The 17,324-nt window shown below is 71.5% G+C and carries 3 protein-coding genes and 1 pseudogene; all 4 read right to left on the bottom strand.

Features of this window, described 5'->3' with window-relative positions:
* Positions 1 to 81 precede the first annotated feature (81 nt).
* Positions 82 to 1,083 carry a 3-oxoacyl-ACP synthase III family protein gene (locus ACN269_RS00570; protein WP_421470441.1) on the bottom strand — a complete coding sequence of 334 codons (1,002 nt, stop codon included), beginning with the start codon at positions 1,081 to 1,083 and terminating at the stop codon, positions 82 to 84.
* A complete protein-coding gene (gene ccrA / locus ACN269_RS00565; protein WP_421470440.1) occupies positions 1,080 to 2,426 on the bottom strand; it encodes a crotonyl-CoA carboxylase/reductase in 1,347 nt (448 codons plus the stop codon). Before ccrA ends, ACN269_RS00570 begins: the two co-directional genes overlap by 4 nt.
* Positions 2,427 to 2,520: 94 nt before the next feature.
* Positions 2,521 to 11,316 (bottom strand): annotated as a pseudogene (locus tag ACN269_RS00560) (amino acid adenylation domain-containing protein); the annotation flags it as partial.
* A 51-nt stretch (positions 11,317 to 11,367) separates the two neighbouring features.
* Entirely contained in the window at positions 11,368 to 16,932 is a 5,565-nt protein-coding gene (locus ACN269_RS00555; protein WP_421470439.1) for an SDR family NAD(P)-dependent oxidoreductase, read from the bottom strand.
* Positions 16,933 to 17,324: the final 392 nt, after the last annotated feature.

Here is a 17,324-nt window from a genome sequence, read left to right as displayed (position 1 = left end):
GCGGTCCGGTGGCGGGCACACCGATCACAGTCGTCGCTCAGGCAGCGCATTGCGCCGTTACGGATTTTGCCTGCGGTGCGCTCACGTCGACACTGGACCCCATCGAAGCAGGCTCGCCCCGAGGCTCATTCCGCCACCGAAGCCCGCGAGCAGGACAAGGTCACCCGGGCGCAGCCGACCCGCGCGGTTGGCATCGTCCAGCGTCACCGGGACCGACGCGCTGCCCACGTTGCCGTACCGCTCCAGGGTCCGGCAGGTGTGCGCCCCGGCCAGGCCGCACCGCTGAACCAGTTCGCTGAGCAGGACCCCGTTCGGCTGATGCGGCACGAAGTGGTCGACGTCGTGCAGGCCGACGCCGGCCCGCTCGGCCAGGCCCCGCAGGGCGGGCGGGACATGCTCGAAGACGAAGTCGCGCACCCCGCGGCCATCCATCCGGAAGAAGTGGCCACCGTCGGCCACCGTCTCCGCCGACGCCGGCAGCCGGCTGCCGCCGGCCACCACCTTGATCAGGCCCTGTGCGGACCCGAAGCTGGACAGGTCGAACGCGAGGAAGCCGGTCCCCTCGGGTGCGGGACCCACCACCGCCGCGCCCGCCCCGTCACCGAGCAGGACGGCGGTACGGCGGTCGTCGAAGTCCAGCGACCGGGAGTACACGTCCGCCCCGATCACCAGCGCGTACCGGCCCCCGCCCGACGCCAGCAGGCTGTGCGCGAGCGCCAACGCGTAGACGAAGCCGCTGCACACCACGTTGACGTCGAAGCACGCGGCCCGCGTGGCGCCGAGCGCGTCCTGCACGATGTACGAGGTGGGCGGCTGGGGCGAGTCACCGGTCGAGGTGGAGACGATGACGTAGTCCACCCGGTCCGCCGACAACCCGCTCTGCGTCAGCGCCCGCTCGGCGGCCCGTACCGCCAGGTCCGAGGTGGCCTCGTCCGGGGCAGCGTATCGCCGCGAGCCGATCTGCGTCTTGCGCTCGATCCATTCCGGGTCGACCCCCACCCGCTCGGCCAGCTCGACGCTGGTCACCTCCTGCTTCGGCAGGTACGACCCCGTGCCGAGGATGCCCGTGCCGACGGCCTTCACGACGCCTCCGAGGTGGCCACGAGGCGCAGCGGGTTGAGCCGCTCGTCGCCGATCCGCTCCCGGGCCGCCCGGTCGGTGACACCGAGGCCCGGCTCGGGCGCGAGGCACAGCACGCCCACCTTGCCGAGGTGCGAGTTGGTCTGCACCAGCCGAGCAGCCTCTCCCACCTCGGAGAGGCGGTATGAGCGGGAGAGCGCCGGCGACAAATGACCCCGGTCGAACAGGCGGATGCACTCCGCGTTCTCTTGGAGGTTGGCCACGTGGCTGCCGATCACCCGTTTCAGGTTCATCCACAGGTAACGGTTGTCGTACTGGTGTTGATAGCCGGTGCTGGAGCCGCAGGTCACCACGACCCCGCCGCGACGGACCAGGAACACCGACAGGCCGAAGGTCGCTCTGCCCACGTAGTCGAACACGATGTGCGGGTCACCGCCCGCCCTCTCCCGGATGATCCGGCCGAGGCGCTTGCCGGCGGCAACCAACTCCGTCGGCCCGCTCTCCGCCCGGCCCAGGCCCAGCTCCTCGCGGTCGACGACGATGTCGCAGCCGAGCCGGCCGAGCAGCTCGGCCTTCGCCGGGGAACTGACCACTCCGACCGGAATGCCGCCGCCGTTCTTCACCATCTGCACCGCATATGCTCCGAGGCCGCCGGTGGCACCCCAGATCAGCACGATGTCGCCCTGCTTCATGGCCGCGCCCTGCCGGCTCACCAGCATCCGGTACGCGGTGCCGGCACACAACGTCACCGAGGCGGCTTCCTCCCAGGTGAGGTGGGCGGGCTTGGGCAGCAGCTGGGTGGCCCGGACGACGGTGTAGTGGGCGAGCCCTCCAAAGTTGGTCTCGAAGCCCCACGCCCGCTGTTCCGTGCCCATCATCCCGTCCGCGTGGGTGGCGGGTTCCTGGTCATCGACGTAGGCGGGGCTGATCACCACGTGGTCGCCGACCCGCCAGTGTCGTACCCCGACGCCGACGCGCACCACGACCCCGGCGCCGTCCGAGCCGACCACCTGGTACGGCTGGTCGTGGCGTTGGGCGAAGCCGCCGGTGGCGGCGAACCGCTTGAGGAAACCGAACGACGGCAGCGGCTCGAACATCGCCGACCACACGGTGTTGTAGTTGATCGAGCTGGCCAGCACGGCAACCAGCACCTCGTCCGGAGCCAACTCCGGCATCGGCACCTCGCCGACCCGCAGGGACTTGCGGACGTCCTTGTCCTCGACGCCGGTGAACATGTCGACGTCCTCGACGCGCAGGTGCGCGGCGAGATAGCGGTCCGGTACCGGCACCGCAGCCAACGTCTCCGGCGAGGCTCCGGCGATCACGGCTTCACCCAGTGGGTCCATCGGTCTACTCCTGCGGTTCGGCGAGGTTGGGAAGGAGGTCACCCACCGGGCGCTCCGGATCTGCGGCGATGGCCGCCAAGAGCCTCTCGAAGGCTCGGCTCCAGCGGGCGACCGCGCCCTGCGGGAAGAAACCCGACCGGTGGTTGATCGAGATGAAGATGTTGTCGTACGCCACCGCCGCCTCGACCCGCAGCGGGTGCTCGGTCTGGGCGAGGACCTGCACCGGCGCCGCACCCAGTACGGACATGAACCGACCCAGGTTGGTGCCGAAGCCCGGCAGCGTCTCGCTGACGAAGTAACTTTCGAAGAGCGGCTGCTCGACGGGAACACCGGTGATCTCGTGCAACGCGGCCGGTGTCACGTACTCGTGGTCGCTGAGGGTCGAGATCCGCTGGTGGAGATCGTTCAGCCAGGCCAGCAGCGGCATCGATCGCTCCACCCGGGCCCGCACCGGAAGAACGTTGAACATCAGGCCGACCGCCTGCTCGACGTCGACCGAGGTGGTGCTGCGGCCGGAGTAGACCGCGCCGCACACGACGTCCGCGGACGCCGTGATGACGCTGAGCATGAGCGTCCAGGCACCGTGCAGCACGGTGTTCAGGCTGATTCCGGATTCGGCGGCCAACCCGCTCAGCCGCTGCGACACCTCGGTGCTGACATGCACCGTGTCCTGTAGCAGCGTCGGCACCAGCTCGGTGTCCCGCTCGGCCGGAGGCAGCGTGGCGGGGGCCAGCGGGAACGGTACGGCAGCGAGTTCACGCCGCCAGAAGGCATCGACGGACGCGGTGTCCCGCTGCGCCTGCTCCGTGCAGAAGTCGCCGTACACCCGGGAGACGGGCAACGCGACAGGCTCGCGGCCCGCCAGTATCGCGCCGTACGCGTCCAACAGGTTGACGACCATGATCTGGTAGCTCCAGCCGTCCTGCGCCGGGAGGCTGAACATGTGGATGTGCTCCCAGACGTCGTCCTCGAGGCGGAACAGCGCCAGCCGCATCTGCGGGGGCGACCCGTCGAATCCACGCCGTCGCAGCGCCTCCACGTACGTCTCGATCCGCCGGTGCTGCTCGGTCTCGGAGATGCCGCGCAGGTCGAACCGTTCGATCGGCAGTCGGACGTCTCGATGGACTACCTGGATCCAGCGGCCGCTGTCGTGCCGCTCGTAACTGGCCCGCATCGACTGAAAACGGTCGATGGTGTGCTGCCAGGCCCGCTGCAGCGCGTCCGGGTCGAGGTTCGCGTCGCTGAACCGGAACCGCTGATGGGTGATGTTCAACCCGAGGTTCGGGTACCGCCGGGAGGTTTCCAGCATGCGCTGCTGCGTGCCGGTGGTCGGGTAGGCGTCCTCCGCGTCCGGGAAGTGGGCCTGGGCCCACTCGATCAGCGCCGGGTCCCGATCGACGACCGCCTCCGTCGGCACCGACTCACGGCGGCCGACGATCTCCGCCAACTCCGCGATGGTGGGGCTCTGGAACACGTCCTGCGGGCTGAGCGCCATCCCCCGGGCGTTGGCCCGGCTGACCATCTGGATTCCGAGCAGGGAATCGCCGCCAAGAGCGAAGAAACCGCTGTCGACACTCACCTCCTCCAGGCCGAGCACGTCGCCCCAGATCGCGGCGAGTTGCTGCTCCACCTCCGTACGCGGTCGCACCACCTCACCGGCGCCGTGCAGGGCCCGCACCGGCATCGGTAGCGCACGCCGGTCGAGTTTGCCGTTGGCGTCGGTCGGGAACTCCGCGACGGCGACGACGGCCGACGGCAGCATGTAGTCGGGCAGGCTGTCCCGGACGAAGCGCGGAATGTCGACGCTCAACCACCGGCTCAGTTCGAGCAGTCGGGGGTTGTTGGTGTAATGCCGCGACGTGCGTCCGGGCGCCACCGGGTCGGCCCAGTCAGCGACGTACGCCGACCCGGGCCGCCGGAACGTCACCCGGTAGCGGCCGTCGTCGGCACCGCCGACCCAGGCGATGTCGGCCAGGTAGCCCAGCTCGTCGGCGAGTGCCCACCACGTCTCGGGCTCCACCCCGTCGGCCGGCTCATGCCGCAGATCGGACACCAGCCGGTCGTCGGCAGCGTCCCGCACGGCCTCCCGGAGGCCGTTGATGTCGGCAAGCCGGGCGTTCGGGACGTCCTCCACCCGCAACGCCTCGGGCCTCTCCCCGGTGAGCAGCCGGCGGACCTGATCAACCGACGTCCACGTCGTACGTCGCGGCTCGACGGACCCTGCGGCCGGATCCCCGACGTGCAGGACCACGTCGTAGCGGTAACGGGTCAGCTCGTTGTGGTGATCGCCGCGCTTGAGCATCAGCTCGACCCTTGAGATGCCGGGCACCTCTTCTCGTAGCGCGGTGAAGTACTCGGGTGCCACCACGAGCTCTCGCTCGTGCTGGGTGCGCTGTTGCACCCGACCGCGAAGGCGGCCGAGGGTCAGACCCGGCTCGGCGCGCGCCAGCTCGACCTCGACGTGGAAGGCCTCCAGGGTCGGCAGGTGCCGCAGGTCCCCCAGGAAGACCGCCCCACCCGGGCGGACCCGGGTCACCGCCTGGCCGATCACCTCACGCAGATAGCCGGGGTCGGGAAAGTACTGGGCCACGGAGTTCACCACGACCACGTCGAACCGCTCGTCCGTCAGACCGGTGAAGTCGTTGGCGTCCCGCTGCAACAGCTGGATGTCGGCCCCTGCGGAAAGGCCGGGCACCAGATTCTGACGGACGTAGTCGAGCACGGTGCCCGAGATGTCAGTGCCTCGGTACGCCTCGGCGTGCGGCGCGATCCGGGCGAGCAGCATGCCCGTGCCGCAGCCGATCTCCAGGACCCGGCGCGGCGTCAGGGAGAGGATGCGGTCGATCGTCGAGTCCAGCCAGATCCGCATCTCCGCTTCGGGAATCGGTTCGTCCGTGTAGCTGCTGGTCCACCCGACGATGTTGAAGTCGGTTTCGGCGACGGCGGTGTCGCGTCCGTAGCTCTGGTCGAACAGGTTCTGCCACTGCGCCACCCGATCCTCGGCGGACGCCTCCGGCGCGGTGGCCCCCTCGGCCGGGATGACGTACGCCACGAGCTGCTTGTCCTCGGCGTCGTGTGGCAGCTCCCGGGCCAGCACCACCACTTCGTCGACGGCCGGGTGCCCGGCCAGCGCCGTCTCGATCTCCTCCAGCTCGATTCGCATTCCGCGTACCTTGACCTGGAAGTCCGTCCGGCCGAGGAACACCATCGTGCCGTCGGGCAGGAACCGGGCCAGATCGCCGGTCTTGTAGAGGGGGGTGGCGAGGTCAGGGCGGAACGGGTCCGGCAGGAAGCGCTGTTCGGTCAGTTCAGGCCGGCGGTAGTAGCCTCGGGCGACGCCGATGCCGCCGATGTACGCCTCGCCGGGTGTGCCGATCGGCACCGGGTTCAGGTGCCGGTCGAGAATGTAGGTCTGGGTGTTGGCGATCGGCGGCCCGAGCGACACCACGCTCGGATCGCGGGGGCACTCCCAACAGGTGCTGTCCACCGAGCACTCGGTGGCACCCCACAGATTATGGATGGTCGCGCCCGGCCAGCGCTGGTACAGCGCGCGGATCGACGCCGGGGGCAGAGCCTCGCCGCTGGCCATCACCCGCACGACGCTGGTGCACCGCTCGATGCCGGGATGCTGGAGGAACACCCGGAGCATCGACGGTACGAAGTGCAGCGTCGTGATGCCGTGCTCCTGGATCAGGTTGCTCAGGTATTCGGGGTCCTTGTGTCCCTCCGGCCGGGCCACCACCATCCGGGCACCGGTCAGCAGCGGCCAGAAGAACTCCCACACCGAGACGTCGAAGCTGAACGGGGTCTTCTGCAGGACCCGGTCGTCGAGGGTCAGGCCGAACGCGTCCTGCATCCACAGGAGCCGGTTCACCACACCACGATGTGTGATCATGGCGGCCTTCGGCCGGCCCGTCGACCCGGAGGTGTAGATCATGTAGGCGAGGTCGTCCATGCCGGCGACGTTGTCCGGACGGGTGTCCGGCTCGTCGTCGAACTCCCCCGGCCGGTCCAGCGGCAGCGTCACCGCGCCGTGTTCCGGCAACCGGTCGACGAGTCGTTCCTGGACCAGCAGCAGGCCCGGTGCCGCGTCGGCGAGCATGAAAGCCACCCGCTGCGCCGGATACGTCGGGTCGATCGGGACGTAGGCACCACCGGCCTTCAGGATGCCCAGCAGACCGACGACCATCTCCACCGAGCGTTCGACGCAGATGCCGACGGGCTGGTCCGGTCCGACGCCCATCCGGCGCAGTCGGTGCGCCACGCGGTTCGCCCGGCGATCCAGCTCGGCGTACGTCACCTCCGTACCCTCGAAGGTCACCGCGACCACGTCCGGCCACTGGTCGGTGGCGTCCTCGATCAGCGTGTGCAGAGCGCGGTCGAGCGGGTACGCCACATCGGTGTCGTTCCACTCCACCAGGAGCTGCCGCTCCATCGCTGGCGGCAGCACCGGCAGGTCCGAGACCCGGCGATCGAGCGGGCCGGCGAACGCCCCGAGCAGCGTCCGGTAGACGTCGAGCAGGCGCTCCACCGTTGCGTGGTCGAAGATCTCGCTGTTGTATTCGACGTCCACCAGCAGGGTGTCGGTCTGCTCGGTGACCGAGATCTCGATGTCGAACTTGCTGGTGTCGGTGTGCACCTCGACGACGTCCATGGCCGCACCATCGGGGCGGAGGTCACCGCTGTACCGCTTCATGTCGAAGACGACCTGGAACAGCGGGTTCGCCGTGGGCCCCCGATCGGGGGCCAGCTCGGCGAGCAGGGCCTCGAACGGAAGGTCCTGCTCGTCGTAGGCCCGCTTGACCGCTTGATCGACCCGGTCGAGCAGATCCGCGACGGTGGGGTTGTCGCCCAGCGCGGTCTTCAGCACCACCGTGTTGACGAAGAAACCGACGACGTTCTGCACCGCGTCGTGCTGCCGGTTGGCCATCGCGGTGCCGATCAGCACGTCGTCAGCGCCCTGCATGTCGCCTGCGTACCGGTAGAGCGCCGCCTTCAGCGCGGCCAGCAGCGTGGTGAACAGCGTCACGCCGCGCTCGGCGCTGAATCCGCGCAGCGCCGCCGAGGTGACGGCGTCGAGGTCGAAGCTGAGGCTGCCGCCGCTGAACTGCTGCACCGCGGGTCGGGGCCGGTCGGTCAGCAGCTCCACCCCGGCCGACCCGCCGAGCAGCTCACGCCACTGCGCCAGCCGGGCACCGAGCCGGTCACCGCCGAGCCGACGTCGTTCCCAGATCGCGTAGTCGGCGTACTGAACCGTCAGCTCCGGCAGCACCGGGCGGCGGCCGTCGACGAACGCGTCGTAGGCGATCGCCAGTTCCCGGGCGAATATGCCGCCGGACCACACGTCCACCACGATGTGGTGCACGGTGACGAGCATCCGGTGCTCGGTGGGGCCGAGCCGGTACAGGACGACCCGCAGGAGCGGCCCCTCGGCCAGGTCGAACGTCTTGCGCGACTCCACCCTGATCAGGCGCTCGCACTCGGTCTCCCGTTCGCCGGGCGGCAGGCCGGCGAGATCGACCACCGGCACCGGCACGGTGAGGTGCGGCGTGATGCGCTGCCAGGGTTGACCGTCCCGGCTGGGGAACGTGGTCCGCAGCACCTCGTGCCGCCGGACGATCTCGTTGACGGCCAGCTCGACGGCATCTGGCCGGATCGGACCGTCCAGCGTCAGTGCGAAGGCGGCGTTGTACGCGTGGCTGTCCGGTACCAGCTGGTCGAGCGTCCAGAGCCGCTGCTGGGCGAAGGAGAGGACGATCTGCTCGTCCGGGTCCGCCGCCTCCCGCCGTCGCCGGGCGATACGGAGCAGCTCCGCGCCCTCGTCGTCACCCCCGTCGGACGTGGCGAGCTGCGCGAGTACGAAGTCGGCGAGCGCGGCCGGCGTGGCCTGATCGAAGACCATGCTCACCGGCAGCGTGAGCCCGATCGCCCGGTTGAGCCGGTTGCGGACCTCCAGGGCGGTCAGCGAGTCGATCCCGAGGCCGAGGAAGCCGTCGTCCGGTCCGATCTCCTCCGGCGACCGGTAGCCGAGCACGCTGGCCACCACTCCGACGACCAGGCCCCTGGCCGCTGTTCGCCGGGCCTGTTCGTCGCCGGTGAGCAGGAGCTCGCGGGTGTCGGCGTTGGCCTCGTCCGCTGCCGGAAGGCCGGCGAACGGATCCTCGTCGCCGGGTGCGACGCCCGGCGCGACGGTGTCGATCCAGAACCTCTGCCGCTGGAAGGCGTACGTCGGTAGGTCGACGGCTGCGCCGTCACCGGCGGGCAGGACGCTTTCCCAGTCCAGCCGCACGCCCGCGACGAACGCTTCCCCCAATGACGTCAGCAACCGGTCACGGTCGCCCTGGCCGCGCCGGAGCGTGCCGAGCGCGGCGAACGGGTCACCGACCGCCTCCAGCGTCTCCTGCACCTCGGTGGCGAGCACCGGGTGGGGACTGACCTCGATGAACGTGTCGAAGCCCTGCTTGCGCAGGGCGGTCGCGGCCGACGTCAGCCGGACCGGGCCGCGCAGTACCCGGAACCAGTACTCGGCGTCCATGACGGTGGTGTCGAGCCACTCTCCGGTGACCGACGAGAAGACCGGCACCGTCGCCCGCCCAGGGCGGACCTCAGCCAGGTCGGCCAGGAGGGCGGCGCGGATGCCGTCCACGTGCGGCGAGTGCGGCGCGTACGCGGCAGCGACCCGGCGAACCCGTGGTCCGTCGACACCGTCGGCGGCGACCAGTTCGTCGATCGCATCGGCATCGCCCGACACCAGGATCGAGGACGGTCCGTTCACCGAGGCCACCACGAGCCGTCCGGACCAGCGGCCGAGAAGCTCGGTGACCGCCTCCTCGGTATCGGAGACCACGGCCATCCCACCGTGGCCCTCCATCACCCGGGCGATGGCCCGGCTACGCAGTGCCGCCACTCGAGCGGCGTCGGGGAGGCTGAGCGCGCCGGCCACGCAGGCGGCGGCGATCTCGCCCTGGCTGTGCCCCAGCACCGCGTCCGGCTCCACGCCGTACGAGCGCCACAGGGCGGCGAGCGACACCATCACGGCGAAGAGCGCCGGCTGAACGACGTCCACCCCGGCGAGCTCCGGGGCGCCGGGTGCCTCACCCAACACGTCGATGACCGACCAGTCCAGGTGCTCCCGCAGGGCCGCGTCACAGGCGGCCATCTGGCGCGCGAAGACCGGCTCGGTGGCCAGCAGGTCCACGGCCATCCGCGCCCACTGTGACCCGTGTCCGGGGAAGACGAAGACCACCCGACGGCCGGCCCGGCCGGTGCCCCGGGCCACGCCGGCCGCATCCACCCCCCGGGCCACCGCCTGCAACCCGGCGATGAGGTCGTCCGGCCGACGGCCGACGACCACCGCGCGGTGCTCGAAGGGTGTGCGCCTGACCAAGGCGCGGGCCAGGTCCGGGGTGCGTAGCTCCGGGTCCGACGCCACGTACGACAGCAGCCGGGCTGCCTGGGCGCGCAGCGCGACGGCCGACCGAGCGGAAACCACCCACGGCGTCGCCACCCCCGGCACGGCCGGCGGCTGCTCGACCGCCGGCGGCTCGGGTGCCTGTTCGAGGATGACGTGAGCGTTGGTGCCGCTCAGGCCGAACGAGGAGACGGCAGCCCGGCGCGGACGGTCGGTGTCTGGCCACGGTCGGGTCTTCGTCACCAACTCGACGGCGCCCGCCGTCCAGTCGACCTGTGGGCTCGGGGCGTCCAGGTGCAGGGTGCTCGGCACGATGCCACGGCGCATGGCCAGCACCATCTTGATCAGACCGGCGATGCCCGCCGCGGCCTGGGTGTGCCCGATGTTGGACTTCAGCGCGCCGAGCAACAGCGGCCGATCGGTCGGCCGGTCCGCGCCATACGTGGCGAGCAACGCCTGCGCCTCGATCGGGTCGCCGAGGGTGGTACCGGTGCCGTGTCCCTCCACCACGTCCACGTCGGCCGTCGTGAGGCCCGCGTTGGCCAGCGCCTGGCGGATCAGCCGCTGTTGTGCGGGGCCGTTCGGCGCGGTCAGTCCGCTGCTCGCCCCGTCCTGGTTGATCGCCGACCCGCGGATCACGCCGAGTACCCGGTGCCCCAGCCGCCGCGCCTCGGAGAGTCGCTCCACGACCACCACGCCCGCGCCCTCGGCCCAGCCGACCCCGTCGGCCGCTGCCGCGTACGACTTGCAGCGACCGTCGGGCGCCAGCATCCGCTGTTGCGAGGTCTCGACGAAGACCTGCGGAGTGGCCATCACCGTCGCGCCACCGACCAGCGCCAACGCGCATTCGCCCTGGCGCAACGCCGTCCCCGCCGCGTGCAGGGCCACCAGCGAGGACGAGCACGCGGTGTCGACCGTCATCGCCGGGCCTTCCAGGCCCAGGGTGTACGAGATCCGGCCCGAGGCGACGCTGCCGGAGCTGGTGTTGCCCAGGTAGTCGTGGTACATCAGCCCGACGAAGACGCCGGTACGGCTCCCGGCCAGGGATTTGGGATCGATTCCGGCGCGTTCCAGCGCCTCCCAGGAACACTCCAGCAGCAGCCGCTGCTGAGGATCCATGGTCAGCGCCTCGCGCGGGGATATGCCGAAGAAGGCGGCGTCGAAATCCGCGGCGTCGTGGAGGAACCCACCCTCTCGCACGTAGGAGCGGCGTGGCCGACCCGGCTCCGGGTCGTAGATCGCGTCGATGTCCCACCCCCGGTCGGCGGGGAACGGTCCGACCGCGTCCTCGCCGTCGGTGACGAGTCGCCACAGATCCTCGGGGGTGCTGACGTCACCGGGCAGTCGACAGGCCATGCCCACGACGGCCAGGGGCTCGCGGGCTGCGTCCGCCATCTCCTGGGTCTGCCGCCGCAGCCGCTCGTTCTCGATCAGAGACGCGCGGAGCGCCTCGACCAACGAATCGGAAGTGTTCTCCATTACTGGTACCCCTAGCTGGATGTGTCGGGTGACAGCTGGCGGTCGGCCCGGTCAGAAGGTTTCGAATTGCTCGTCCAAGAGATCGAAGAGCTCGTCGGCCGATGCGGACTCCACTTCGACCGTCGGCTCCTGCGGGCCCGCGTCCAGCTCACGCACCAGGTCCCTGAGGCGGGCGGTCAGGCCTGCCCGGCCCGGGTCGCCCGGCGGCTGTGCGGCGACCACGGCGCGCAGGTGCTCGACGGCGGCGGTCACCGGATCGATCCCCTCGGCCCGGTCGGGCTCGTCGCCCACCAGCTGGGCGCGGAGGAACGTCGCCAGCGCGGACGGGGTGGGATGATCGAAGACCAGCGTCGCGGGCAGCCGGAGCCCGGTCGCCACGCCAAGCCGGTTGCGAAGTTCCACGGCGGTGAGCGAGTCGAACCCGAGCTCCTTGAAGGCACGGTCCGCGTCGATCGTGGCGGCGGCGGCCGGCGGATGCCCGAGGACCGTGGCCACCCGGGATCGGACCAGATCGGTCAGCCGGACGAGTTGTTCCTCCGTCGGCAGCGCCACCAGTTCCCGCCGCCACGTCGCGGCGTCCCCGGCCGACGTTTCCGCCGCGCCGTCCGGCCGGTACGTGGCTGCCGGGGCGCGCACCAGGGACGTCAACACCGACGGCAGTAGGCCGGCTCCCGCTGCCCTGCGTAACGCGGCCAGGTCCAGCCGCGCGGGGACCACGGCGGACTCGTCGGACGCCCGACCGGCGTCGAGGAGCGCCAACGCCTCCTCCGACGGCATCGGCACGATTCCGGCCGCGGCGAGCCGGCGCAGATCCTTCTCGGCCAACTCGCCGGTGAGTCCACTGGTCTGCGCCCAGTGCCCCCAGGCCAACGACAGGCCGGGGAGCCCGAGGTGACGGCGGTGCTGGGCGAGGGCGTCCAGGAAGGCGTTCGCCGCGGCGTAGTTGGCCTGCCCCGCGCCACCCAGCACACCGGCGAGCGACGAGAAGAGGATGAACTCGCCGAGGTTGTCACTCCGGGTCAGTTCGTGCAGGTTGATGGCCGCGTCCACCTTGGGCCGCAGCACCCGCTCCAACCGGTCGGGGGTGAGCGCGTCGACCAGACCGTCGTCGACCACGCCGGCGGCGTGCACGACGGTGGTCAGGGGATGCTCCGCCGGGAGCGAGGCCAACAGCCGCGCGGCAGCGGCCCGGTCCGCCACGTCGCAACGGGCCACCGTGACCGACGCGCCGAGCGCGGTCAACTCTGCCACGAGCCGGTCCGCCCCGGGGGTGTCCGCGCCCCGGCGTCCCACCAGGAGCAGGTGCCGGGCGCCCCGCTCGGCCACCAGGTGCCGGGCCACCACCGCACCCACCGTGCCCAGGCCGCCGGTGATGAGCACCGTTCCGTCGGCGACCGGCCCCGGCTCGGCGGTGGGGGCGAGGGCCCGGACGAGACGGGCCACCCGCACCGACCCGGCCCGCAGCACGCACTGCGGCTCCTGCCCGGCGAACACGGTGGGAACGACCGCGCCGGAGGTCGGGGTGCCGTCGGTATCGATGAGCAGGAAGCGCCCCGGGTGCTCGGACTGAGCCGAGCGCACGAGACCCCACACCGCCGCACCGTCGAGGCGGGGCGCCTCGTCACCGTCCACGGCCACCGCGCCCCGGGTGACGATCGCCAGCCTGGTCGCCTGCAACCGGTCGTCGGCGAGCCAGGCTCGCAGCAGCGCGAGCGTGCTGTCGAGCGCCGCTCGCACCGCCTGCGCCGTGGCGGACCCCGGCACGGCCGGCGGGGCGGCCGTGACGACCACGTCGGGCGCGGGCTCGCCCGCGTCCAGAGCCGCGGCCAGTGCCTTCAGGTCGGCGTACCGGGACGCGGCCGGGACGCCTGCGACGTCGCCGAGTAGCGCGAACTCCGGCGGAACGGACGCCCCTGCGGTCTGCGTGGCGAGCGGCCAGTCCACGCGGAACCAGGCGTCGCGCAGGGCTCCTCGGGCAGCCCGTAGTTGTTCGAGCGTCACCGGGCGCGTGGCCAACGAGCCGACCGAGACCACCGGTGCGCCGCTGGGGTCGACCGCCGCCATGGTGACGTCGTCCTCATCGCGGTACGCGAGCCGGACCCGCAGGGCGTCCGCACCACCACGGTGGACCGTCACATCGTGCCAGGCGAACGGAAGGCTCAGCCGCCCTTCACCGGGTGCGCCGTCGGCACGGTCGACCAGAACGGCGTGCATCGCCGCGTCGAACAGCGCTGGATGCAGCCCGAATCCCGCAGGCGTTACGCCGTCGGGCAGCGCCACCTCGGCGAAGAGTTCCCCGTCACGCCGCCACACCCCGCGCAGGCCCTGGAAGGCGGGACCGTACTGGTAACCGAGGCCCGCGAGCCGGTCGTACACCCCGGACACGTCGACCGGTTCGGCGCCGACGGGCGGCCACGCGCCGCGCAGGGCGGACCAGGCCGCCGGGTCCGCCTCAGGCAGGTCGGCCCGCAGGACACCACCGGCATGCCGAGCCCACGGCGCGTCGACCGCCACGCCGGCCGGTCGGGAGTACAGGGCGAACGGCCGCCGGCCGCTCTCGTCCGGGTCGCCCGCGGTCACCTGGAGGGCCAGTTCACCCTCGTCGGGCACGACCATCGGCACCTCGATGGTCAACTCCTCGACGCTGCCCAGGCCGGCTCGCGCCGCCACCTGGCCGGCTAGTTCGACGCAGACCGTGCCGGGTACGAGCAGGGTGCCGCCGGCAGCGTGGTCGGTGACCCAGCCGTGTTCGGCCATGGACAGCCGGCCGGTGAAGACGGCCCCGGCACCGCCAGCCAGCTCGACCGCCGCGCCGAGGAGAGGGTGATCCATCGGGATCAGGCCGGCGGCGCGGACGTCCCCCTTCGCGCGGGCCGGCTTGTCCAGCCAGAATCGGCGGTGCTGGAAGGCGTACGTCGGCAGCGGTACCCGCTTGGCGCCAGTGCCGGCGAAGATGCCGTCCCACTCGACCCGGCCGCCTTGGACGTGCAACTGGGCCAGAGAGGTCAGGAACCGCGCGGGGCCGCCGTCGTCGCGTCGCAGTGATCCAGCCACGACCACTTCGAAGCCCCGCTGCTCGGCCAGTTCCTCGATGCCGAGTGCCAGCACCGGATGCGGGCTGCACTCGACGAAGGTGCGGTGGCCGTCGGTCAGGAGCGCGTCGACCGCGCCGACGAAGTTCACCCGACGGCGCAGGTTCACGAACCAGTAGTCGCCGGTCAACTCGGCACCCTCGAGTGGGCCAGCGGTGACGGCGGAGTAGAAGGGCAGCCGGGTGTCACTGGGCCGGATGCCGGCCAGCACCGCCCGCAGCTCGGTCTCGACGGCGTCGACCTGGGGTGAGTGCGAGGAGTAGTCGACCAGGACCCGCTGGGCGCGGACGCCGTCGGACGCGCAGGAGTCGAGAAGCGCGGTGAGTGCCTGCGGGTCTCCGGACACCACGGTCGAGCCGGGACCGTTGACAGCGGCGACGAAGAGCCGGCTGTGGTCGAGTAGCTGCTCCACCCTGGCCACCGGCAGCGCGACCGACACCATCCCACCGTGGCCGGCCAGGGTGCTACGGATGGCGCGGCAGCGCAGGGCCACGGCGCGGGCGGCGTCCGGCAACGTCAGCGCGCCGGCCACCACGGCGGCGGCAAGTTCGCCCTGGCTGTGCCCGACCACTGCGACCGGCCGGACCCCGCGGGCCTCCCAGAGCGCGGCCAGCGACACCATCACCGTGAACAGGCTGGTCTGCACGACCTCGACATCGTCGAGGCCGCGCGCCCCGGGCGCGCCCCGCAACACGTCGGTCAGGGACCAGTCGAGGTACGGGGCGAAGGCCTCAACGCATTCCTGGGCGCGGCCGGCGAACACCGGCTCCGCGTCGATCAGCTCGCGGGCCATCCCGACCCACTGTGAGCCCTGCCCGGGGAAGACGAACACCGCGCCCGGGGCGGAAGCTCCGGTCGCTGCACCCTGGACCAGGTTCTCCGCCGGCTCGCTCGCGGCCAGCGCGGCGAGCCCGGCCCGCATGGCGTGCCGGTCGTGGCCGATGACCACCGCCCGATGGCGCAGGACGGTCCGGCCCGCGGCGAGCGACAGACCGATGTCGGCGTCCGACGTCGCGCGTTCGGCATCGAGGTGGGCGAGCAGCCGTCCGGCCTGTGCTCGCAGTGCTGGCGCGGTCTTCGCCGACAGCACCCACGGCAGGGCGGGCAGCGTCCGTACCGGCTCCTCGGTGGGGACCTCCTGCGCGACCGGGGCCTGTTCGAGGATCACGTGGGCGTTGGTGCCGCTGAAGCTGAACGAGGAGATCCCCGCTCGCCGGGGCTCGCCGGTACGCGGCCACGGAGTCGCCGTGGTCAGGAGCTGGATCTGACCGGCCGACCAGTCGATGTGCGGGGTGGGCTCGTCGATGTGCAGGCTCGCCGGCAGCACCCCGTGCCGCATCGACAGCACCATCTTGATCACGCCGGCCAGGCCGGCGGCGGCCTGGGTGTGCCCCAGGTTCGACTTGACCGAGCCGAGCAGCAGGGGCCGTCCCCCGGCGCGTCTGCTGCCGTAGGTGGCGAGCAGCGCCTTGCCCTCGATGGGGTCACCGAGGGTGGTGCCGGTCCCATGCGCCTCCACGGCGTCCACCTGGTCCGGAGTGAGCCCGGCGTTGGCGAGCGCCTGCCGGATCACCTGCTGCTGGGCCATGCCGTTCGGGGCGGTCAATCCGTTGGACGCCCCATCCTGATTGAGCGCCGAGCCGCGGACGACGGCCAGCACCTCGTGCCCGCTGCGCTCGGCGTCCGAGAGCCGCTCCAGGACGAGCATGGCGACGCCCTCGGAGAAGGAGGTTCCGTCCGCTGCCGCGGCGAACGGCTTGCAGCGCCCGTCCGGGGCGAGGCCACCCTGGCGGCTGAACTCCACCAGCAACCTCGGCGTGGTCATCACCGCCGCCCCGCCGACCAGGGCCGTGGAACAGTCACCCTGGCGCAGCGCGTGGCAGGCGTCGTGGATCGCCACCAGCGCCGACGAGCACGCGGTGTCGATGGTGACGGCCGGCCCGTGCAGACCGAGCGCGTACGCGATCCGACCAGAAGCCACCGCGCTGCTGTTGCCGTTGAGGAAGAAGCCGCCGAAGGCAGATGTGGCCTGCGCCGATCCGGTGAGCCAGGTGCCGTAGTCGTTGTGGATCATGCCGACGTAGACACCGGTGGGTGTGCCGCGCAGTGCGTCCGCCGGGATGCCCGCCCGTTCCAGGCTCTCCCAGGCGAGCTCCAGCAGCAGGCGGTGCTGCGGGTCCATCGCCACCGCCTCGCGGGGCGAGATCTCGAACAGGTCAGCGTCGAAATCGGCGGCGTCGTGCAGGAAACCACCCGCACGGGGGGTGGGCGGCTGCGTCTCGTCGGTGTCGAACTCGGTCAGATCCCAGTCCCGGTTGTCGGGCAGGGCGCCGATACCGCTGCCGCCGCTCTCCATCAGCCGCCACAAGTCCTCCGGTGACCGCACGCCACCCGGGAACCGGCAGGCCATGCCGACGATCGCGATCGGCTCGGTGCCGCTCGCCGCCGCCAGTCGCTGCCGGGCCTCCAGCAGTTCGGCGGTGACCCGCCTCAGGTAACCGCGGAGCTTCTCCTCACCGCTCACCGGACATCTCCCCCCTGTCGCCGACCGTGACGGTCGACGTCCGGACGCGGCGGCCGGCGGGTCGGACGCCAGCGGCTCGACGGTTGTCGGCCGGGACTCGCAACCACGTCTCCACCTGCGAATGATTGGTAGAGACGACGCACCCGGTCCAGGCAGAATCGGCGGCAGATCGCCGGCCGGGCATCGAACCCTGGGGTGCTCCCAGAACCATGGTCGGGCCACGATGACTGGTCAGAGGCGATACCCGGCGCCGTCGGCGCTTCCCGGCACGCCGCCCGTGATGCCGGTGCGGGTGATCCAAGACCACCTGAACGGCCGCTTACCTAAGTCGCCGCCGGTTCTGCCTGGACCCGGTGCCCGCCCCGCACCGATTATTCGCTCGCCAGGGCGGT

The organism is Micromonospora sp. WMMD736, assembly GCF_049179015.1.
Taxonomy (GTDB): domain Bacteria; phylum Actinomycetota; class Actinomycetes; order Mycobacteriales; family Micromonosporaceae; genus Micromonospora.
The sequence above is the reverse complement of the archived record's forward strand: the minus strand, read 5'-3'. Positions and strand labels throughout refer to the sequence as shown.

Bases quoted from the DNA above. Each gene is read 5' to 3' on its own strand.
- ccrA (WP_421470440.1), bottom strand. From the start codon at position 2,426: ATGGACCCACTGGGTGAAGCCGTGATCGCCGGAGCCTCGCCGGAGACG.